19 protein-coding genes and 1 riboswitch are annotated in these 15,223 nt (G+C 62.4%); of the genes, 12 read left to right on the top strand and 7 right to left on the bottom strand.

What is annotated here, in order from left to right:
• Positions 1-393: PRC-barrel domain-containing protein (locus Y703_RS0111475; protein ID WP_026552810.1), on the bottom strand; the 393-nt coding region annotated here is incomplete at its 3' end.
• Positions 394-458: 65 nt separating this feature from the next.
• A complete protein-coding gene (locus tag Y703_RS0111470; protein ID WP_026552809.1) occupies positions 459-1,229 on the bottom strand; it encodes a mechanosensitive ion channel family protein in 771 nt (256 codons plus the stop codon).
• Positions 1,230-1,558: 329 nt separating this feature from the next.
• On the opposite strand from Y703_RS0111470, the gene Y703_RS0111465 reads away from it, so the two are divergent.
• Positions 1,559-1,786, top strand: a complete 228-nt coding sequence (locus Y703_RS0111465; protein ID WP_026552808.1) for a hypothetical protein — start codon at positions 1,559-1,561, stop codon at positions 1,784-1,786.
• 14 nt (positions 1,787-1,800) lie between these two features.
• On the opposite strand, the gene Y703_RS0111460 is transcribed toward Y703_RS0111465, so the two are convergent.
• From Y703_RS0111460 to Y703_RS0111450, 3 genes are all read right to left on the bottom strand, one after another.
• The gene (locus Y703_RS0111460) at positions 1,801-2,769 is read right to left on the bottom strand and encodes a zinc-binding dehydrogenase (protein WP_026552807.1); all 969 of its coding nucleotides are present in this window, start codon (positions 2,767-2,769) and stop codon (positions 1,801-1,803) included.
• Between the two features lie 286 nt (positions 2,770-3,055).
• A complete protein-coding gene (rsrA, locus tag Y703_RS0111455; protein ID WP_019483104.1) occupies positions 3,056-3,316 on the bottom strand; it encodes a mycothiol system anti-sigma-R factor in 261 nt (86 codons plus the stop codon).
• Complete coding sequence (locus Y703_RS0111450; protein WP_026552806.1) at positions 3,313-4,089, bottom strand: sigma-70 family RNA polymerase sigma factor; 777 nt, start codon at positions 4,087-4,089, stop codon at positions 3,313-3,315. The genes rsrA and Y703_RS0111450 overlap by 4 nt, the downstream gene beginning before the upstream one ends.
• A 200-nt stretch (positions 4,090-4,289) precedes the next feature.
• Here Y703_RS0111450 and Y703_RS0111445 point away from each other — a divergent pair, with 200 nt between their 5' ends.
• The 10 genes from Y703_RS0111445 to Y703_RS0111400 all read left to right on the top strand — a co-directional run bounded on the left by Y703_RS0111445 (position 4,290) and on the right by Y703_RS0111400 (position 13,101).
• Complete coding sequence (locus tag Y703_RS0111445; RefSeq protein ID WP_026552805.1) at positions 4,290-4,868, top strand: DoxX family protein; 579 nt, start codon at positions 4,290-4,292, stop codon at positions 4,866-4,868.
• A 7-nt stretch (positions 4,869-4,875) separates the two neighbouring features.
• On the top strand, positions 4,876-6,204 hold the full coding sequence (aroA, locus tag Y703_RS0111440; RefSeq protein ID WP_026552804.1) for a 3-phosphoshikimate 1-carboxyvinyltransferase: 1,329 nt from the start codon (positions 4,876-4,878) through the stop codon (positions 6,202-6,204).
• A gap of 2 nt (positions 6,205-6,206) precedes the next feature.
• Positions 6,207-7,340 carry a ribosome small subunit-dependent GTPase A gene (gene rsgA, locus Y703_RS0111435; RefSeq protein WP_026552803.1) on the top strand — a complete coding sequence of 378 codons (1,134 nt, stop codon included), beginning with the start codon at positions 6,207-6,209 and terminating at the stop codon, positions 7,338-7,340.
• A 154-nt stretch (positions 7,341-7,494) separates the two neighbouring features.
• Positions 7,495-7,698, top strand: a complete 204-nt coding sequence (locus Y703_RS0111430; protein WP_019483099.1) for a cold-shock protein — start codon at positions 7,495-7,497, stop codon at positions 7,696-7,698.
• A gap of 210 nt (positions 7,699-7,908) precedes the next feature.
• Positions 7,909-8,718: a histidinol-phosphatase gene (gene hisN, locus Y703_RS0111425; protein ID WP_026552802.1), complete on the top strand. Its 810-nt coding sequence runs from the start codon at positions 7,909-7,911 to the stop codon at positions 8,716-8,718.
• 192 nt (positions 8,719-8,910) lie between these two features.
• Positions 8,911-9,669 carry a class I SAM-dependent methyltransferase gene (locus Y703_RS0111420; RefSeq protein ID WP_026552801.1) on the top strand — a complete coding sequence of 253 codons (759 nt, stop codon included), beginning with the start codon at positions 8,911-8,913 and terminating at the stop codon, positions 9,667-9,669.
• A 47-nt stretch (positions 9,670-9,716) separates the two neighbouring features.
• A complete protein-coding gene (locus Y703_RS0111415) occupies positions 9,717-10,625 on the top strand; it encodes a metal ABC transporter solute-binding protein, Zn/Mn family (protein ID WP_051427532.1) in 909 nt (302 codons plus the stop codon).
• A complete protein-coding gene (locus tag Y703_RS19530; protein ID WP_081743511.1) occupies positions 10,622-11,434 on the top strand; it encodes a metal ABC transporter ATP-binding protein in 813 nt (270 codons plus the stop codon). Before Y703_RS0111415 ends, Y703_RS19530 begins: the two co-directional genes overlap by 4 nt.
• A gap of 10 nt (positions 11,435-11,444) precedes the next feature.
• A complete protein-coding gene (locus Y703_RS0111405) occupies positions 11,445-12,359 on the top strand; it encodes a metal ABC transporter permease (RefSeq protein WP_026552799.1) in 915 nt (304 codons plus the stop codon).
• A 1-nt stretch (position 12,360) separates the two neighbouring features.
• Positions 12,361-13,101 carry a metal-dependent transcriptional regulator gene (locus Y703_RS0111400; RefSeq protein WP_051427531.1) on the top strand — a complete coding sequence of 247 codons (741 nt, stop codon included), beginning with the start codon at positions 12,361-12,363 and terminating at the stop codon, positions 13,099-13,101.
• On the opposite strand, the gene Y703_RS0111395 is transcribed toward Y703_RS0111400, so the two are convergent.
• Positions 13,098-13,484 carry a fluoride efflux transporter FluC gene (locus Y703_RS0111395; protein WP_026552797.1) on the bottom strand — a complete coding sequence of 129 codons (387 nt, stop codon included), beginning with the start codon at positions 13,482-13,484 and terminating at the stop codon, positions 13,098-13,100. The genes Y703_RS0111400 and Y703_RS0111395 overlap by 4 nt on opposite strands.
• Positions 13,481-13,900: a fluoride efflux transporter FluC gene (locus Y703_RS19525; protein WP_275450774.1), complete on the bottom strand. Its 420-nt coding sequence runs from the start codon at positions 13,898-13,900 to the stop codon at positions 13,481-13,483. Before Y703_RS19525 ends, Y703_RS0111395 begins: the two co-directional genes overlap by 4 nt.
• A 277-nt stretch (positions 13,901-14,177) precedes the next feature.
• A riboswitch (Fluoride riboswitch) is annotated at positions 14,178-14,249 on the bottom strand.
• A gap of 133 nt (positions 14,250-14,382) precedes the next feature.
• On the opposite strand from Y703_RS19525, the gene Y703_RS19520 reads away from it, so the two are divergent.
• Positions 14,383-15,223: carboxylate-amine ligase (locus Y703_RS19520; protein WP_051427530.1), on the top strand; the 841-nt coding region annotated here is incomplete at its 3' end.

Genomic DNA, 15,223 nt, shown 5'->3' with positions numbered 1-15,223 from the left:
GGACTGGTAACCGGGCTGGTTTTTAACGTCAATATCCCTGGACTGGGACTCAGCGTAGTTTCCGGTGCCTCCAGGCGCGCTGAGTCCGTAATGCTGGTACAGACGGCTCTCCTCTTCAACACTGAGGTCACCATCGGGATCCACCCGCGGCGCGTCCTTGATCTGGTCCTTGGAATACCCGACCCGGACGTCGTCGCCGTCGACGCTTGCCCCTTCGAGCGGTGCGAAGGACTCCGATGTGCCGAACATTCCGGTCTTCACGGTGACCCAGCTCGGGTTCCCGGTCTGATCATCAAGATAAATCTGACCAACCGATCCGACTTTCGCGCCGTCACTATCGATGACGTTTCCGCCGGTGCTCAACAAGCGGTCAATGTTTTCCTGCGTAATCATGGTCTGCTCCTTGCATTCAATGTTGGATGTGACGTGGTGTGCAGTGCGTTGGTGCCGGTAAACTTTTAGTAGCGGTGAGCGCCCGGACCCTGAGGCTCGGTCCTGGCTTTTTCTCGCTCGGCTTTAGCCTTAGCCTGCTGAGCCTGCTCCTTCACCGACGGCGAGCTCTGGGCCTCCTGCTTGATGCGGGGGGCTTCTTCCTCGGCCTTGGTGAGGTACTGCTCCCACCGCTGCGACATGGGCTTGATCAGCCCTCCACCGACGCCGACAACGATGACGCCAACAATGGCTGTCAGGACTGCGATCAGGATCGGGGTGGTCACCGTGACGGCAATATCAACCTGATTCAGCGCGGCGATCACACCGATGCCGATGATGAAGATGCTGGCAATGTTGGCGAGGACCTTGCCGTAGGACAGGCCTCCGAGTGAACCCTGGATGAGGGTTTTGACAGCTGCGGCGACCGCAGCACTGATGATGACGATGATGATCGCGATAATGATCTTCGGCAGGAACGCGATGATGCCGGCCAACAGATCACTGACCGGGTTAGGTCCAAAGACACCGAACGCGAACTGCAACACAAACAGCACCAGCGTGTAATAAAGAATCTTCGCGATGATGTCGCTGGCGTCCAGAGAAGAATTTTCCAACGCCTTCTTCACTCCGCCGCGTTCGACCAAACGGTCAAAGCCGACCTTTTCCAAGAGCTTGGACAGTGCCTTCGAAATCGCTTTGGCAATAAGCAAACCGACGATGAGAATGACGAGGAAAAGCAACAGGAGCGGCACAAACGCCACCACCGCCGCCAGTCCGCCCATAAGAGTTTCCTGCATGTGAACCTCCGTTGTTCGAGAAAGTCTCGATGTGTAGGGAGTTCCAGTAACCGAAGCTGAGGGGAGTCTCGGACCTGGTACCTGACCGTGCGGGGCGCGGGGAGCTGTTCACCAGACGCGGGAGGACCAAGGCCACTCAGAGTGGTTCTGGACCTCGCTGCCCGGGTCTGAAGCAACAGGAGAAACGTAAACCCTAAGCCTACTTATTGTCAACGGTTCCACTTCCGCGGTCAGGTTATTCACAGAGACTGGCGTTGGTCCTCTCATCTTCGCTGTGTACGGTGGTGCATTAACCACCCGCCAGGCCGACGACGAAACGGACCATTGAAATGAAGACCACCATCAAAAAGGCGTCGTCAGTCGCCTTCATTTTCGCCGCCTTCTTCCTGGTGGGTTGCGATACCACGAATGATGACGACCAGAACCAGGAACAGCAGCAGGACGGCGGCGGCGGCTTCAACAACAACGACACCGGAGATGACTCGAACAACGATTCGGAGGGTGATTCAGACGACAATTCCGATGGTGGCTCTGATGACGACAGCAACGACGACTAGTCAGCCGCCAACTGCTAGTGGCTGAAGACGATCTTGCCGAAAACGTCGCCGTCGATCATTTTCCGGAAGCCTTTTTCCGCCTGATCAAGGGGAAACACTTCGTCGATCTCGGGACGTACTCCGGTCGCGACGAGGAAGCGGGTGAGCCGAATCAGTTCCTCGCGGGTCCCCATGGTGGAACCCAGCACCTTCAGCTGAAGGAAAAACACCCGGTTTAAATCAGCACCGGGAGCCGAGCCGCTGGTGGCGCCGCAGGTCACAACCGCGCCGCCTGGCTTCAGCGACTTCAAGGAATGGGCCCAGGTAGCTTCGCCGACCGAATCGAAGACGACATCAACGCGCTCCGGCAGGCGTGCGCCGTCGTCGAACACGGCTGCGGCACCCAGCATGCGGGCCCGCTCCTGTTTGTCCTTGCTCCGGCTGGTCGCCCAGACCCGGAAGCCAGCAGCGCTGGCCAATGAGATGAGTGCGGTGGCTACTCCCCCGCCTGCGCCCTGTACCAAGATGGTGGACCCTGGAGCGGCGGGTGAAACGGTGAACAGCATCCGGTAGGCGGTAAGCCATGAGGTGGGAAGGCAGGCGGCCTCCTCAAAGCTCAGCTCGCCGGGCTTGGGAATGAGGTTGCGCTGGGGAACCCAGACGACGTCGGCCATCGCTCCCGGCAACTTTTCGGAGAGCAGCGTCCGCTTGGGGTCGAGGGTTTCCTCGCCTTCCCAGCCAGCTGAAGAAATCACTCCGTGCACCAGGACTTCATTGCCGTCATCGTCGACGCCTGCTGCATCGCAGCCCAGGACCATCGGCAGCTTGTCTTCACTGAGGCCCACTCCCCTGAGGGACCACAGATCGTGGTGGTTCAGCGCAGAGGCTCGCACGGTGACCCGGCGGTAGCCTTCAGGCGGCTCGCTGGCGGCTATATCGCCAACCACCAATCCGTTCAGTGGGTTGTCGGTGGAAAATGAGTCAACGTATACGGCGCGGGTCACGTAAAGCTCCTTCGGTTCGACTGTCCTACCATCCTAGGACCGAACGCCCGGGTAGCGACATTGACGGTTGAGGGGCTGCACCCGGAAGTGTGGGAGACTGGATGGTAGTAAAAAACACTTCAGGAGCAAGGAGGCAGCCATGAGCAAGCGAGCACGCAAGAAGCGCGACCGCAAGAAGAGCGGCGCTAACCACGGTAAGCGCCCCAACGCCTGAGCAGTCGGGCTAGCAGCAAAAAGGGAGCCCCCGAGCCATCATCGGCTACGGGGCTCCCTTTTTTGCTCTGGGTCAGTGCTCAGCTGTTTTGATCTGACTGATCCGGTCAAGGATGCTTGTTTTCAGGGTAGTGGGTGCCACCTCGGTGCAGGATCGTTTAACCACTGATCGGATCACGCATTCGAGGTCGTGCTCCTCAGCGCACTCGGGGCAGTCTTCAAGATGGTTTTTGATCTCCACCAGGTCGTCATGTGACAACGCCCCGTCGAGATAGTCATACAGGCGCTCGATTCGGGAATCGGCGCAGTCGCCAAGGCTCTGGCAATCGCTCATTGTCCACTCTCCTCTGTCTTCGCCGTGCCACTACCCGCCGCCACCTTCGCTGCCCCAAGGCCACGATCGTGAGCGTATTCGGCGAGTAGTTCCCGCAGCAGCTTCCGCCCGCGGTGCAGCCGCGACATTACGGTGCCGATGGGCGTGTTCATGATTTCTGAAATTTCCTTGTACGCGTACCCCTCCACATCGGAGAAGTAGACGGCCAGCCGGAACTCCTCTGGAATGGCCTGCAGCGCCTGCTTGACGTCCGAGTCAGGGAGGTGATCGAGTGCTTCCACCTCGGCGGACCGTAGGCCGGTGGGGGTGTGTTCGGCGGCCTTGGCGAGTTGCCAGTCTTCGATAGTGTCCGAGTGGGACTGCAGCGGCTCACGTTGCCGCTTGCGGTACAGGTTGATATAGGTGTTGGTGAGAATACGGTACAGCCACGCCTTCAGGTTGGTGCCCGGCTTGTACTGATGGAATGCCGAGAAAGCCTTGGTATAGGCCTCCTGCACCAAGTCCTCAGCATCAGCTGGGTTGCGGGCCATCCTCATGGCAGCCGAGTACAGTTGATCCACATACTGCATGGCATCGCGCTCGAAACGGATCTTGCGTTCCGCATCGGATTCCGTTGCTACATCCAGTTGGTCGTCTTCGGCTGGGGAACTGCCCGCCGCGGCTGTTGTATTCATTGAGGAAAAGTCTACGCGCCCGCGTCCGCGGGGACGCACTGGTGCCACTGTCAGCTGGAAATCAGGCGTTTTACTGACTGTTGGGGAAATCACCGTCATCGTCCGCCTCTCTTTGGTTCGGTTTGCTGTCTGTTCCGCATAACCGCTGGTGGCGGTTGGTTATTCCGGAGCCGCTCGTCAGCTGACACGGCCATCCCACCTCTTGAGCGGCCCATCCCAGTTACCCGTGTCGCCTTACCAATTGAAAAGTGCAAAACTAGGACTCAAGTGCCCGATCAGTCAACAGCCAGGAGGCAATCATGACCCTTGTTCGCGTAGTAGCCCGCCCAATGCTTGCAAGTTCGTTCGTGGTGGCCGGTATCGACCGGCTGCGGAACGCTGAGGCAGCAGGAACACAGCTTCGGCCAACCCTTGACCGCATCAACAAGGCGGTGCCCTCAGCTGCGTCGGTCACCGCCAACGAGAAGCTGGTGGCGCAGGCACTCGGCGCTGCTCAGGTGGGGGCAGCAGCTCTTCTCGGAATTGGACGCTTCTCCCGGGTAGCTGCGCTGGTGCTGGTTGGCACTGCTGGCCTGAACACCCTGGTCGACTTTAAATCAGCAGACTCTTCAACAGCTGAGGCGCGGAAGAGCCGGCGCAATCAGCTGCTGAAGAATGTCTCACTCATCGGTGCCGTGCTGTTGGCCTCTGTGGACACCAACGGTCGGCCCGGGCTGGCCTGGCGCGCCGAGCACCTGGCCTCTGACGCGAAGCGCAACGCCAAGGCCCTCAGTCACGACACCCGCAAGAATGCCAAGAGCATTGCCCGTGACACCGAGAAGCAGCTCAAAAAGGCCAACAAGTCAGTCCGCAAGACTGCATCCGATCTGGTGAGCTAACAACTCAGTGACCCACGTGGAACTGCCGCATTGGCCGGCACCCTTCGCAACTTCGCCGGTCAATGCGACGGTCCAGGTGCCCGGCTCCAAGTCGCTCACCAACCGATATCTGATCCTTGCAGCCCTGGCTGACGGTCAGTCGAGGCTCCGAGCCCCGCTGATCTCGCGCGATTCGGCGTTGATGGTTACGGCGCTCCGCGCCCTCGGCGCCGACGTGTCCGAGGTTGCTGGGGATGGCCAGTTCGGCCCCGATCTGCTGGTGACGCCGATTGACTTCGCCGTGGCCGGGGACACCTCAATCGACTGCGGACTTGCTGGCACCGTGATGAGGTTTGTCCCGCCGCTTGCCGCGCTGCGCCAGGGGGTGACTTCGTTTGATGGTGACCCCCACGCCCGACAGCGCCCTATGGGTGCTGTGATCGAGGCCCTCCGGGGCCTCGGCGTTGCCGTTTCTGACGCAGGTGGCCACCAGCTTCCCTTCGCCGTCACGGGTACCGGCTCCATCCCTGGCGGCAGGCTGGTGGTGGACGCCAGCGCCTCCTCACAGTTTGTCTCAGCCCTGCTGCTGATCGGCTCCCGCTTCACAGACGGGCTTCAGCTGGAACATGTTGGCCCTCCCGTCCCGAGCCTCGATCACATAGCGATGACAGTGAAGGTCCTGCGAGAGGTAGGCGTTCAGGTGGATGACTCGGTGCCCAATCAGTGGCTGGTATCCCCGGGGACCATTGGTGCAATCGACGTCAGGATCGAACAGGACCTCTCCAATGCTGGCCCCTTCCTTGCGGCGGCGCTGGTCACCGGAGGCACCGTGCGGATCCCCAACTGGCCCGAAAGCACCTCCCAGGTTGGTGACCAATGGCGGCAGATCCTCGGGCAACTCGGCGCCGACGTTTCCCTGTCACAGGGGACCTTGACAGTCACGGGCGGACCTAGGATCCGCGGTGCCGCCCTCGCCGACACCAGCGAGCTGGCCCCTACAGTCGCGGCTCTGTGCGCACTGGCCGATTCGCCGTCGACCCTCACCGGGATCGCGCACCTGCGTGGCCATGAGACCGACCGGCTTAACGCACTGGCCACCGAGATTAATCGACTCGGCGGTGCCGTCGCTGAGACCGCCGACGGCCTGACAATCAGCCCAGCCCCATTGCACAAGGGCCTGTTCAGGACCTACGAGGATCATCGGATGGCGACAGCCGGCGCCATCATCGGGCTCGCTGTCCCCGGGGTTGAGGTCGAGAACATCGGCACCACTGCCAAGACCATGCCCCAGTTCCCAGCGCTCTGGGCCGATCTCGTCGTGACCGAGAACCCAGCGGCCGAAGTGATGGGTCGCTGACGGTGGCCACCGGCGGGAACCGCGGGGGCTCACGGTCCTGGGACGAGTCCGACATCAGAGTCCGCCCCAACAAGAAGGGGACCCGGCCCCGCACCAAAGATCGTCCGGCGTACGACGACGCCGTCACCGGACGGATCATCACAGTCGACCGCGGACGCTACACAGCCGTCGTCGACGAGGACGCCGAGGGCGAGCGGACAGTCATCGCGGCGCGGGCTCGTGAGCTGCGACGCACTCCTGTTGTCGCGGGTGACCTGGTGGCTCTGGTCGGCGACCTCTCGGGCGGACCCGACGCATTGGCCCGGCTGGTGCGGGTGGAGGAGCGCCGGACGCTCTTGCGCCGCAGCGCCGACGACACCGACCCCGTGGAGCGGGCCGTCGTCGCCAATGCCGACCAGCTGGTGATCGTCGTTGCTGCGGCCAACCCTGAACCGCGGACCGGCTTCATCGACCGCGCCCTCGTGGCAGCGTACGACGCCGGTATTCAGCCGATCCTCTGTGTCACCAAAGCAGACCTGAAGGACCCCACCGAGCTGCTCGACAACTATCGGCACCTTGACCTTCCGGTCATTATCAGCCGGACCGCCACCGACGATGACGGGGTGGAGAGCACATCTGACGACGGGCTGTCCGCCCGGCTCCTCGGTGACGCCGTGAGCCAGCTGCGGTCCTATCTGGACGGCAAGGTCAGTGTGCTGCTGGGACACTCAGGGGTAGGAAAATCCACAATGGTCAATGCGCTGACCGGATCCACGCGGGCAACCGGTGGGGTGAATGCGGTGACCGGTCGGGGACGGCATACGTCGTCGTCGGCCGTCGCGCTCAAAGCCGGGGATTCCCTGCCAGGGACGTGGATTATCGATACCCCGGGTATTCGTTCGTTTGGACTGGCGCATGTGGACCCGGACCGCATACTTCAGGCATTTCCCGACCTAGAGCCAGGCACCGCTGACTGTGCCAGGGGCTGCCGCCACGACCGGCTCGCGGTGAAGTGCGGCTTGGACCCCTGGGTGCGGGACGGGCTGGCGGGTATATCGGGGCCCGTGAGGCTCGCCTCACTGCGCCGGTTACTCGGCTCGAGTGTCCCCGAGCCCAAGGGAAATACGCAGGAAGCAAAAGAGCTCGGCGAACAGTAGACCTGATAGGCTTAAAGCAGTTGTGGTGTTGCACACCTAATGTGGGATTTGGTTCTCCCTCCGGAGAGTGAATCTTTTCTGACGGCTCTAGCTATCACTGCGACGAGAACCCCGAAGCACGGGGGGATTCTCACACACAAGGAATATGAAAAAAATGGCAACAGGTACAGTCAAATGGTTCAACGCTGAAAAGGGCTTTGGATTCATTGCTCCTGACGACGGCGGCGCGGATGTATTCGCCCACTTCTCGGCAATCAACTCCAGCGGATTCCGCGCACTCGAAGAGAACCAGAAGGTGAACTTCGAGACCACGCAGGGCCCCAAGGGACCGCAGGCCGAGAACATCACCGTTATCTAGTAACCCCGATACGTAGCCCGTCCCACTGGACGGCTCCCCACAGGACACCAATGCGGCTCACTGCCGCCACTGGACGGCTCCCCACAGGACACCAATGCGGCTCACTGCCGCCGGTGTCCTGTGGTGTTTAAGGCTTCATTGCTCCATCAGTGGTGCCACGGGCCGTGGAGCATCCCGCACTATGGCCGGGTTAGGCGATAGGTTGAAGGTATGAACCACCGCCAAAGTTATAACGATGATCTGCGCCTTGCCCACGTCATGGCCGATTCTGTAGACGACCAGACCATGTCGCGATTCAAGGCTTTGGATTTGGTGGTGGAGACCAAGCCCGATCTCACACCGGTTACTGACGCAGACAAGGCAGCCGAGGAGTCGATTAGAGGCCAACTCTCCCGCGCACGTCCCCGTGACGCGGTCCTCGGCGAAGAATTCGGCAGCAGTGGTGCCGGCTCACGCCGCTGGATCATCGACCCGATTGACGGTACCAAGAGCTTCGTCCGGGGTGTCCCCGTGTGGGCCACCCTGATAGCCCTCGTCGACGAGGGACAACCGGTCGTCGGATTGGTCAGCGCCCCGGCGTTGGGCAAACGCTGGTGGGCCGCTACTGGAACCGGCGCTTACATGGGTAAGTCCCTCGCAGCAGCGACACGGCTCAAGGTGTCCAACGTGTCAAGGCTTGAGGATGCCTCGTTGTCCTATTCAAGCCTGTCGGGCTGGAAGGAGCGCGGAAACCTGCCGGAATTCCTGACGCTCACCGACTCGGTCTGGCGCAGTCGCGCGTACGGCGACTTCTGGTCCTACTGCCTGGTGGCGGAGGGCGCGGTCGACATCGCCTGCGAACCGGAGCTCAACCTGTACGATATGGCCGCGCTGGTACCAATCATCACTGAGGCCGGCGGACGGTTCACCTCCCTGGAGGGCACTGATGGCCCCTTCGGCGGCAACGCGTTGGCCACCAACAGCACCCTTCACAATGACGTGCTGCAGATCCTCAACCCTGATGTTGATGACCTGCTCTAAGGTTTGGTAGCAAAGCCAACCAACCGATGACCTGAGAGCAGACTAAATGGTCGAGGAGGAACGCTTCCTACCGGCGGTCGAGACCCACACCGTCCCGGCCTGGTCCCCCCACATGCCCCGAACCTGATCGCCCGGTGCGCGATACCCTAGGCATTGGCTTATTCTGTCCCGGCCTGCGAAGGAGAACACACCATGCCCCGCGGCGGTCCACGTCTGCACGTCACCCGCCGAATCCACCTTGCCGGCGGCTACCTCAACGGCGGTGAACAATACGACAGGGTCCGGCCCGGCTACCCGGCAGAGAGCGTGGACTGGGTCCTTGCGGCGGGAGCCTTGACCGCGGCCGACGTCGGCGCCGGCACCGGACTCTTCACCGCGGAGCTGGTGAAGCGAGGACTGGACGTCACCGCCGTCGACCCCTCACACGACATGCTTGACGTTCTGCGATCCAAGCTCCCGCAGGTAACCACAGTGGTCGGTACGGCTGAGTCGACCGGACTGGCGACGGCGTCAGTGCAGCTGGTGTCGATCGCCCAGGCCTGGCACTGGCTCGATCCAGCGGCGGCGGCCAGGGAGTCCGCCCGCATCCTGGTTCCCGGTGGCAGCATTGCGCTGCTCTGGAATCAGCTGGACGTCTCGCTCCCGTGGGTGCACCGGCTCAGCCGGATCATGCATGCCGGGGACGTCTACAGACCCGATCATCGGCCAACCATCGGGCAGAATTTTGGCCCACCCGAACACCTGTCGAATCGCTGGACCCAGACGCTGATCACCGCAGACATCGTGGAACTGGCGAAATCCAGAAGCTACTACCGGCGGGCCACCCCGGCGATTCGCGCGAAGGTGGAAGCCAACCTCGACTGGTACCTCCACGAGCATCTCGGATTCATCCCGGAGGCAGCGGTGGAGTTGCCGTACTTCACCCATGTCTGGCGGGCCTCCCGGACCTGACGCGTCGAAAACCTACCTTTAGGCGTCCCTTTGCGCTAGATTTAGGTATGCCGAAGTTTCTGGTCCCGCTCGCTTTTCTGACGGTGCTGGCCCTAGCCGGCTGCGGGGCCAGCCCTGCAGCGCTCGCCAGGCCCGCCGACAACGATGACCGGCCTATGGTCTTGACCACCTTCAGCGTCCTCGCTGACCTCACCGACCAGGTAGGCGGCGGGCATGTCCGGGTCGAATCCATCACCAAGATCGGTGCCGAAATCCACGGCTATGACCCCACCCCGTCCGACCTGGTCAACGCGCAGGACGCCGACCTGATTCTTGACAACGGGCTGGGACTGGAACGGTGGTTCAAACGCTTTGTTCTCTCTGTCGACGCCCCCCACGTTGTCCTGTCAAAGGGTGTGGAGCCAGTGGATATCCGCGCCGGAGCCTATAGTGGCCTGCCCAACCCCCATGCCTGGATGTCACCCGCTGCAGCGCAAATCTACGTCGACAACATCGTGACGGCGCTAACTGACCTCAGCCCGGCGCACGCCGCCGCATTCGCGGCCAATGGCCAGCGCATCAAAGCCGAACTGCAGGACATGCTGGACGGCCTGGAGTCAGCCTTCACCGATGCGTCGACGCCCGCCTTGGTCACCTGCGAGGGTGCCTTTTCCTATCTGGCGCGGGACGCGGGACTCGAGGAGGCGTTTATCTGGCCGGTCAACTCAGACGCCGAAGGAACGCCCCGTCAGATCAGGGAAGTGATCGGCTTTGTCGAAGCCAATGAGGTTCCCGCAGTGTTCTGCGAGTCGACGGTCAACCCGTCCGCCCAGGAACAGGTTGCGTTGGCCACGGGCGCCGAACTGATCGGCCCGCTGTATGTCGACTCACTCTCCGGCCCGGACGGTCCAGTGCCCACGTTCCTCGATCTCCTCCGGTACGACATTGCAATGATTACTGATGGGCTCACCTCATGACCTCGTTCGCCCTCCCACACCCCACGTCGATGGGCGCTGAATCCGTCGCAGCCATCGCCGTCTCAGGGCTCAGCGTCAGTTACAACGAGGTCACGGCGCTGACCGACGTCGACCTCATCGTGGCGAGAGCCCGGATCTGCGGCCTGATCGGGGTCAACGGGTCGGGTAAGTCGACGCTCTTCAAATGCCTGATGGGGCTCGTCCAGCCACAGGCCGGTACTGTTGCGATCTTCGGCACGGACCACCGCACCGCCCGGCGCAGCAACCTGGTGGCCTATGTCCCCCAATCGGAGGACGTCGACTGGACCTTTCCCCTGTCGGTGGGCGACGTTGTCCTCATGGGTCGCTACGGCAGGATGCCGCAGTCCCGACGTGCCAGTCGAGCCGACCGTGACGCCGTCGACGAGGCCCTCGAACGCGTTGGTCTGAGCCAGCAACGCCACCGCCAGATCGGCGAGCTGTCCGGCGGCCAAAAGAAGAGAGCCTTCGTGGCACGCAGCATTGCCCAGGACGCTCAGCTCCTGCTCCTCGACGAGCCGTTCGCCGGCGTCGACAAGACCAGCGAAGCAACGCTGATCGGACTGCTCCAGGAGCTCAGGGACGAGGGCCGGACGGCGCTGATTTCCACCCACGACCTCGCGGGTATCCCAGAGCTGTGCGACGAAGCGGTCCTGCTGCATAACCGGGTCCTCGCCCATGGGCTACCCGAGGCCGTCCTGACCCACGACAAACTCGCGCTGGCGTTTGGTCCGACGCCAGGTGCCGCGCCGGCCAACGTCCCCCTTCGGCGAACAGCCGACGAGAAATAAGGAAAACGCCATGGACCTTCTCGCCTTCGTCACCGAACCGCTCCAATACGGATTTCTGACCCGCGCCCTGATCGTGACAGTCTGCGCTGCGGTGGTCGCGTCAGTGCTGTCCTGCTGGCTGATCCTGATGGGGTGGTCGCTGATGGGCGACGCCGTCTCACACGCTGTCCTGCCCGGCGTCGCCCTCGCCTACATCATTGGTATCCCGTTCTCAATCGGCGCCTTCGTCTTCGGTGCGGGCGCTGTGGCTTTGATCGGGCTGGTGAAGTCGACCACCAAGCTGAAATCGGACACCGTCATTGGGGTGGTGTTCACGGGCCTGTTCGCGGTTGGGCTAGCCATCGTGTCCCGGACGCCGTCCCAGGTGGACCTGATGCACATTCTGTTCGGAAACGTTCTGGGTGTCACCACTGGGGAATTGTGGCAAGTTCTCATTCTGGGTGTCCTCACGCTGGTCATCCTGCTCTACAAACGCCGCGACCTCACCCTCTTCGCCTTCGACCGCACCCACGCGCACGTGATCGGGCTCAATACCCGGCTGCTGTCAGCCCTGCTGCTGGGTCTGCTGGCGCTGAGCGTCGTCGTCGGTCTGCAGGCGGTTGGGATCATCCTGGTGGTGGCCATGCTCATCACCCCCGGCGCGACGGCCTTCCTGCTGACCCGCAGTTTCGATCGGATGCTGATCCTCGCCGCGAGCATCACCGCAGTGGCCTCGGTGGCCGGGATCTATGCCAGCTACTACCTGGACATTTCGACCGGCGCAGCAGTGGTGCTCTCCCAGTCACTCGTCTTCGTTCTGGTGTATCTGTTCGCTCGACGGACCGGTGTCCTCTGGCAGGCGGGTAACCGACGCCGTCTCCGCCGCGCCTTTGTCCTGACCGCCAGCCCGCTGCCAACCGGTCAGCAGCCAGTCGGTGGTGCCTGAGATGGCACGCAGATCAGCTACCGCCCTCAGCGCCGGGTCATCGAGCGTGCAGGACTATGTGAAGGTCATCTACTCCTTCACCGAGTGGCAGGAGCGGCCGATCACCGCGTCACAGCTCGCGTCCCGGTTGTCGGTCGCCAACTCCTCAGTATCGGAGATGGTTCGCAAACTCATGGATCTGGGCCTTGCCCGGCATGAACCGTATAGCTCAGTGGAGCTGACCGAAGACGGGTTGCATCTTGCCTTGGCCATGGTACGCCGCCACCGTCTCCTGGAGACGTTCCTGGTGCGCGAACTCGGGTACCGGTGGGATGAGGTCCACGACGAGGCCGAGCTGCTGGAGCACACGGTGTCCGACACGTTCATTGAGCGACTCGACCAGAAACTCGGCTATCCGTCCCGTGACCCGCACGGGGATCCGATCCCGACGGCGGACGGGGGGATCACCGTGCCGAGCGCTCTTCCCCTGCGGGAGCTCGACGACGGCCACCGTGGCCGCATCACCCGGATCAGCGACGCAAATCCTGAATTGCTCAGGTTTCTCGCGGCCGAGTCGATCGACCTTGACGCGCCAGTCACGGTCCTCGAACGCAAGCCCTTCGGCGGCCCGCTGGTCGTGAAGGTTGGCGACACCTCCGACGCCAGGACCTTCGACTTTGGGGAGGAACTGACCACCTCGCTCTGGATAGAGTCCGACGGCGTCCATGCTGGTTGCCGTTTACCCGAGCCCTCGCGCCGCTAACTACCCACGAAAAGGGACCCGACTGCGACCCCGGCCGCTGCGGCCAGAAGGGCAAGAGCGGCCGTCCCCAGGGCGTTGACCAGTCCACGCCCCACGCGTCCGCTCTGGATCAGCCTAAGAGTTTCAACACTCGCTGTACTAAAGGTGGTGAACCCGCCCAGGAATCCGACGCCAGCGGCCAGCTCAAGCTCCACGGGCAGCCCGCCACCGAGCGCCAGTCCTGCCAGCAGCCCAAGCAAACCGGAGCCCAGGACATTGATCGCCACAGTGCTCCACGGGATGGCCGTCGCGAACCGGAATCGCACAACGCCGTCGAGCATAAACCGGGTCACTGCGCCGAGTCCGCCAGCTGCCCCGATCAGCAGCACCAGGAGAACGCTCATTCACTGCTCCGTCCGACAGGGGAGGGTCCCCGGTCATGTCTGGAGCGGGTCATTGCTGCACCAACCCCAATCCCCGCGAAACTCATCAAGATTCCGCCTACCAGGCTGAGCCCCACATACCCGGCCGCTATCGAATAGTCGCCGTTGGCACCCAGCTCGATCGCCTCGATCGCGAACGCGCTGTAGGTGGTGAATCCACCGAGAAATCCAGTGCCAGCCAGGACGCGCACCATCAGGCGTTTCCCCCGGTCTTCTCCTGTGCGCAGGAGAGCCTCAAGGAGGAGCCCCAACAGGAACGAGCCAAACAGGTTAATAGCCAGGGTGGGCAACGGGAGACCCCGAGGGGTCGGAATGATCCCATCCAGCCAGTATCTGCACAGTGTTCCGGCCATCCCCCCGATGAAAACAAGAAGGATGAGAGTGGGCCGGACATGTGGACGCCGAACGGCGGGGACCTCGCTTTGCGCCGGACCGCTGGGCCGCATCAGTCAGCCCACCGTCGGTGCGAAGGGCCAGCGGAAACCCGGAATCCGGCTGGGTCGACGTAGACGAAGATGATCTGAGTGTTGAGAGCCTTCGCCATCGACGCCGCAGTATCAACAACAACGCTATCCTGCCCCGGCACGAGGCCCACCAGTAAGGGTCCATGCGGAGAATTTGAGGGGAACACGGCGCACCTGCCTCTATCGAGTGTCAAAGGCAGGAACCATCAGCCAGTGTGGCGGTACGGGCATCGCCCCGGCGGGATCCATCGCCGATATCCCGACTATATCGGATCAACGCCCAGAGCCGTCGAGCAGCGGGTGCATTAGTCGTGTGCATTTCGAGGATGCGATGATCACTATCAGCACCACACGCTCACGCCACGCTCCCGCACCCATCTAGGCAAAGGTTCACTATGACAACGCTGGGGATCGAAGAGGAATACCTCCTGCTGGACCCGACCTCCGGGTTACCCGTCTATCAGGCCAACGAGGTCCAGACTCTCTTGGAGCAGTCCCCGACAATCCAGACGGAGGACGTTCAACGGGAACTCCTCAGCTGCCAGCTAGAGACGGCTACCCCGGTCTGCGCCACCCTTACCGAGGCAGAGGAATCGCTGCTCCATTTCCGACGGCGTATCTCTGCCGCTGCCCGGAAGGCGGGGGTCCTGGCCACCGGCTCAGCAACGGCTCCCCGCATTGAGAACGCGTATCCTAAGCTGACTGACAAGCAGCGCTATCACGAACTCCGCGCAAGTGCGCATGGCATAGTGGCTGACCAGTTTGTCAATGGGCTGCACGTCCACGTGGCAATCCCTGACAAGGAGAGCGGTGTGCAGGCTCTGAACCGGATCCGCCCATGGCTTCCGGTGATCACTGCTCTCAGCACAAACTCGCCGTTCTGGCTGGACCGGGACAGCGGATTCGCGAGTTGGCGGGTGGTGCACTACCGCCGGTGGCCGGTTCAAGGCTGCCCGCCAGTCTTCGCCAATGCCGAAGACTACGAACGCCGGATCGAACGTCTGGTCGGAACCGGGGTGATCATCGACCGCGGAGTACTGACCTGGATGGCGCGACTGTCGGATGCTTATCCCACCCTGGAGGTGCGGACAGGTGACGCCCAGCTCGAGGCCCAGGACTCGGTCCTCCTTGCCGCGTTGATCAGAGGTCTAGTCTCGGCTGCGGTCCGGGAGGCAGAGGATGGCACCCCCTTCCTTGATCCGGACCCGGAGTTGCTCGACGCGGCGATGTGGCAGC

The organism is Arthrobacter sp. H20 (genome assembly GCF_000520515.1).
Classification (GTDB): domain Bacteria; phylum Actinomycetota; class Actinomycetes; order Actinomycetales; family Micrococcaceae; genus Arthrobacter_D.
Note: the sequence above shows the minus strand (reverse complement) of the source record. Positions and strands in the feature narration are given on the sequence as shown.

Bases quoted from the DNA above. Each gene is read 5' to 3' on its own strand.
- Y703_RS0111470 (WP_026552809.1), bottom strand. From the start codon at position 1,229: ATGCAGGAAACTCTTATGGGCGGACTGGCGGCGGTGGTGGCGTTTGTG.
- Y703_RS0111465 (WP_026552808.1), top strand. From the start codon at position 1,559: ATGAAGACCACCATCAAAAAGGCGTCGTCAGTCGCCTTCATTTTCGCC.
- rsrA (WP_019483104.1), bottom strand. From the start codon at position 3,316: ATGAGCGATTGCCAGAGCCTTGGCGACTGCGCCGATTCCCGAATCGAG.
- Y703_RS0111450 (WP_026552806.1), bottom strand. From the start codon at position 4,089: ATGACGGTGATTTCCCCAACAGTCAGTAAAACGCCTGATTTCCAGCTG.
- Y703_RS0111445 (WP_026552805.1), top strand. From the start codon at position 4,290: ATGACCCTTGTTCGCGTAGTAGCCCGCCCAATGCTTGCAAGTTCGTTC.
- Y703_RS0111430 (WP_019483099.1), top strand. From the start codon at position 7,495: ATGGCAACAGGTACAGTCAAATGGTTCAACGCTGAAAAGGGCTTTGGA.
- hisN (WP_026552802.1), top strand. From the start codon at position 7,909: ATGAACCACCGCCAAAGTTATAACGATGATCTGCGCCTTGCCCACGTC.
- Y703_RS0111420 (WP_026552801.1), top strand. From the start codon at position 8,911: ATGCCCCGCGGCGGTCCACGTCTGCACGTCACCCGCCGAATCCACCTT.
- Y703_RS0111415 (WP_051427532.1), top strand. From the start codon at position 9,717: ATGCCGAAGTTTCTGGTCCCGCTCGCTTTTCTGACGGTGCTGGCCCTA.
- Y703_RS19530 (WP_081743511.1), top strand. From the start codon at position 10,622: ATGACCTCGTTCGCCCTCCCACACCCCACGTCGATGGGCGCTGAATCC.
- Y703_RS0111405 (WP_026552799.1), top strand. From the start codon at position 11,445: ATGGACCTTCTCGCCTTCGTCACCGAACCGCTCCAATACGGATTTCTG.
- Y703_RS0111400 (WP_051427531.1), top strand. From the start codon at position 12,361: ATGGCACGCAGATCAGCTACCGCCCTCAGCGCCGGGTCATCGAGCGTG.
- Y703_RS0111395 (WP_026552797.1), bottom strand. From the start codon at position 13,484: ATGAGCGTTCTCCTGGTGCTGCTGATCGGGGCAGCTGGCGGACTCGGC.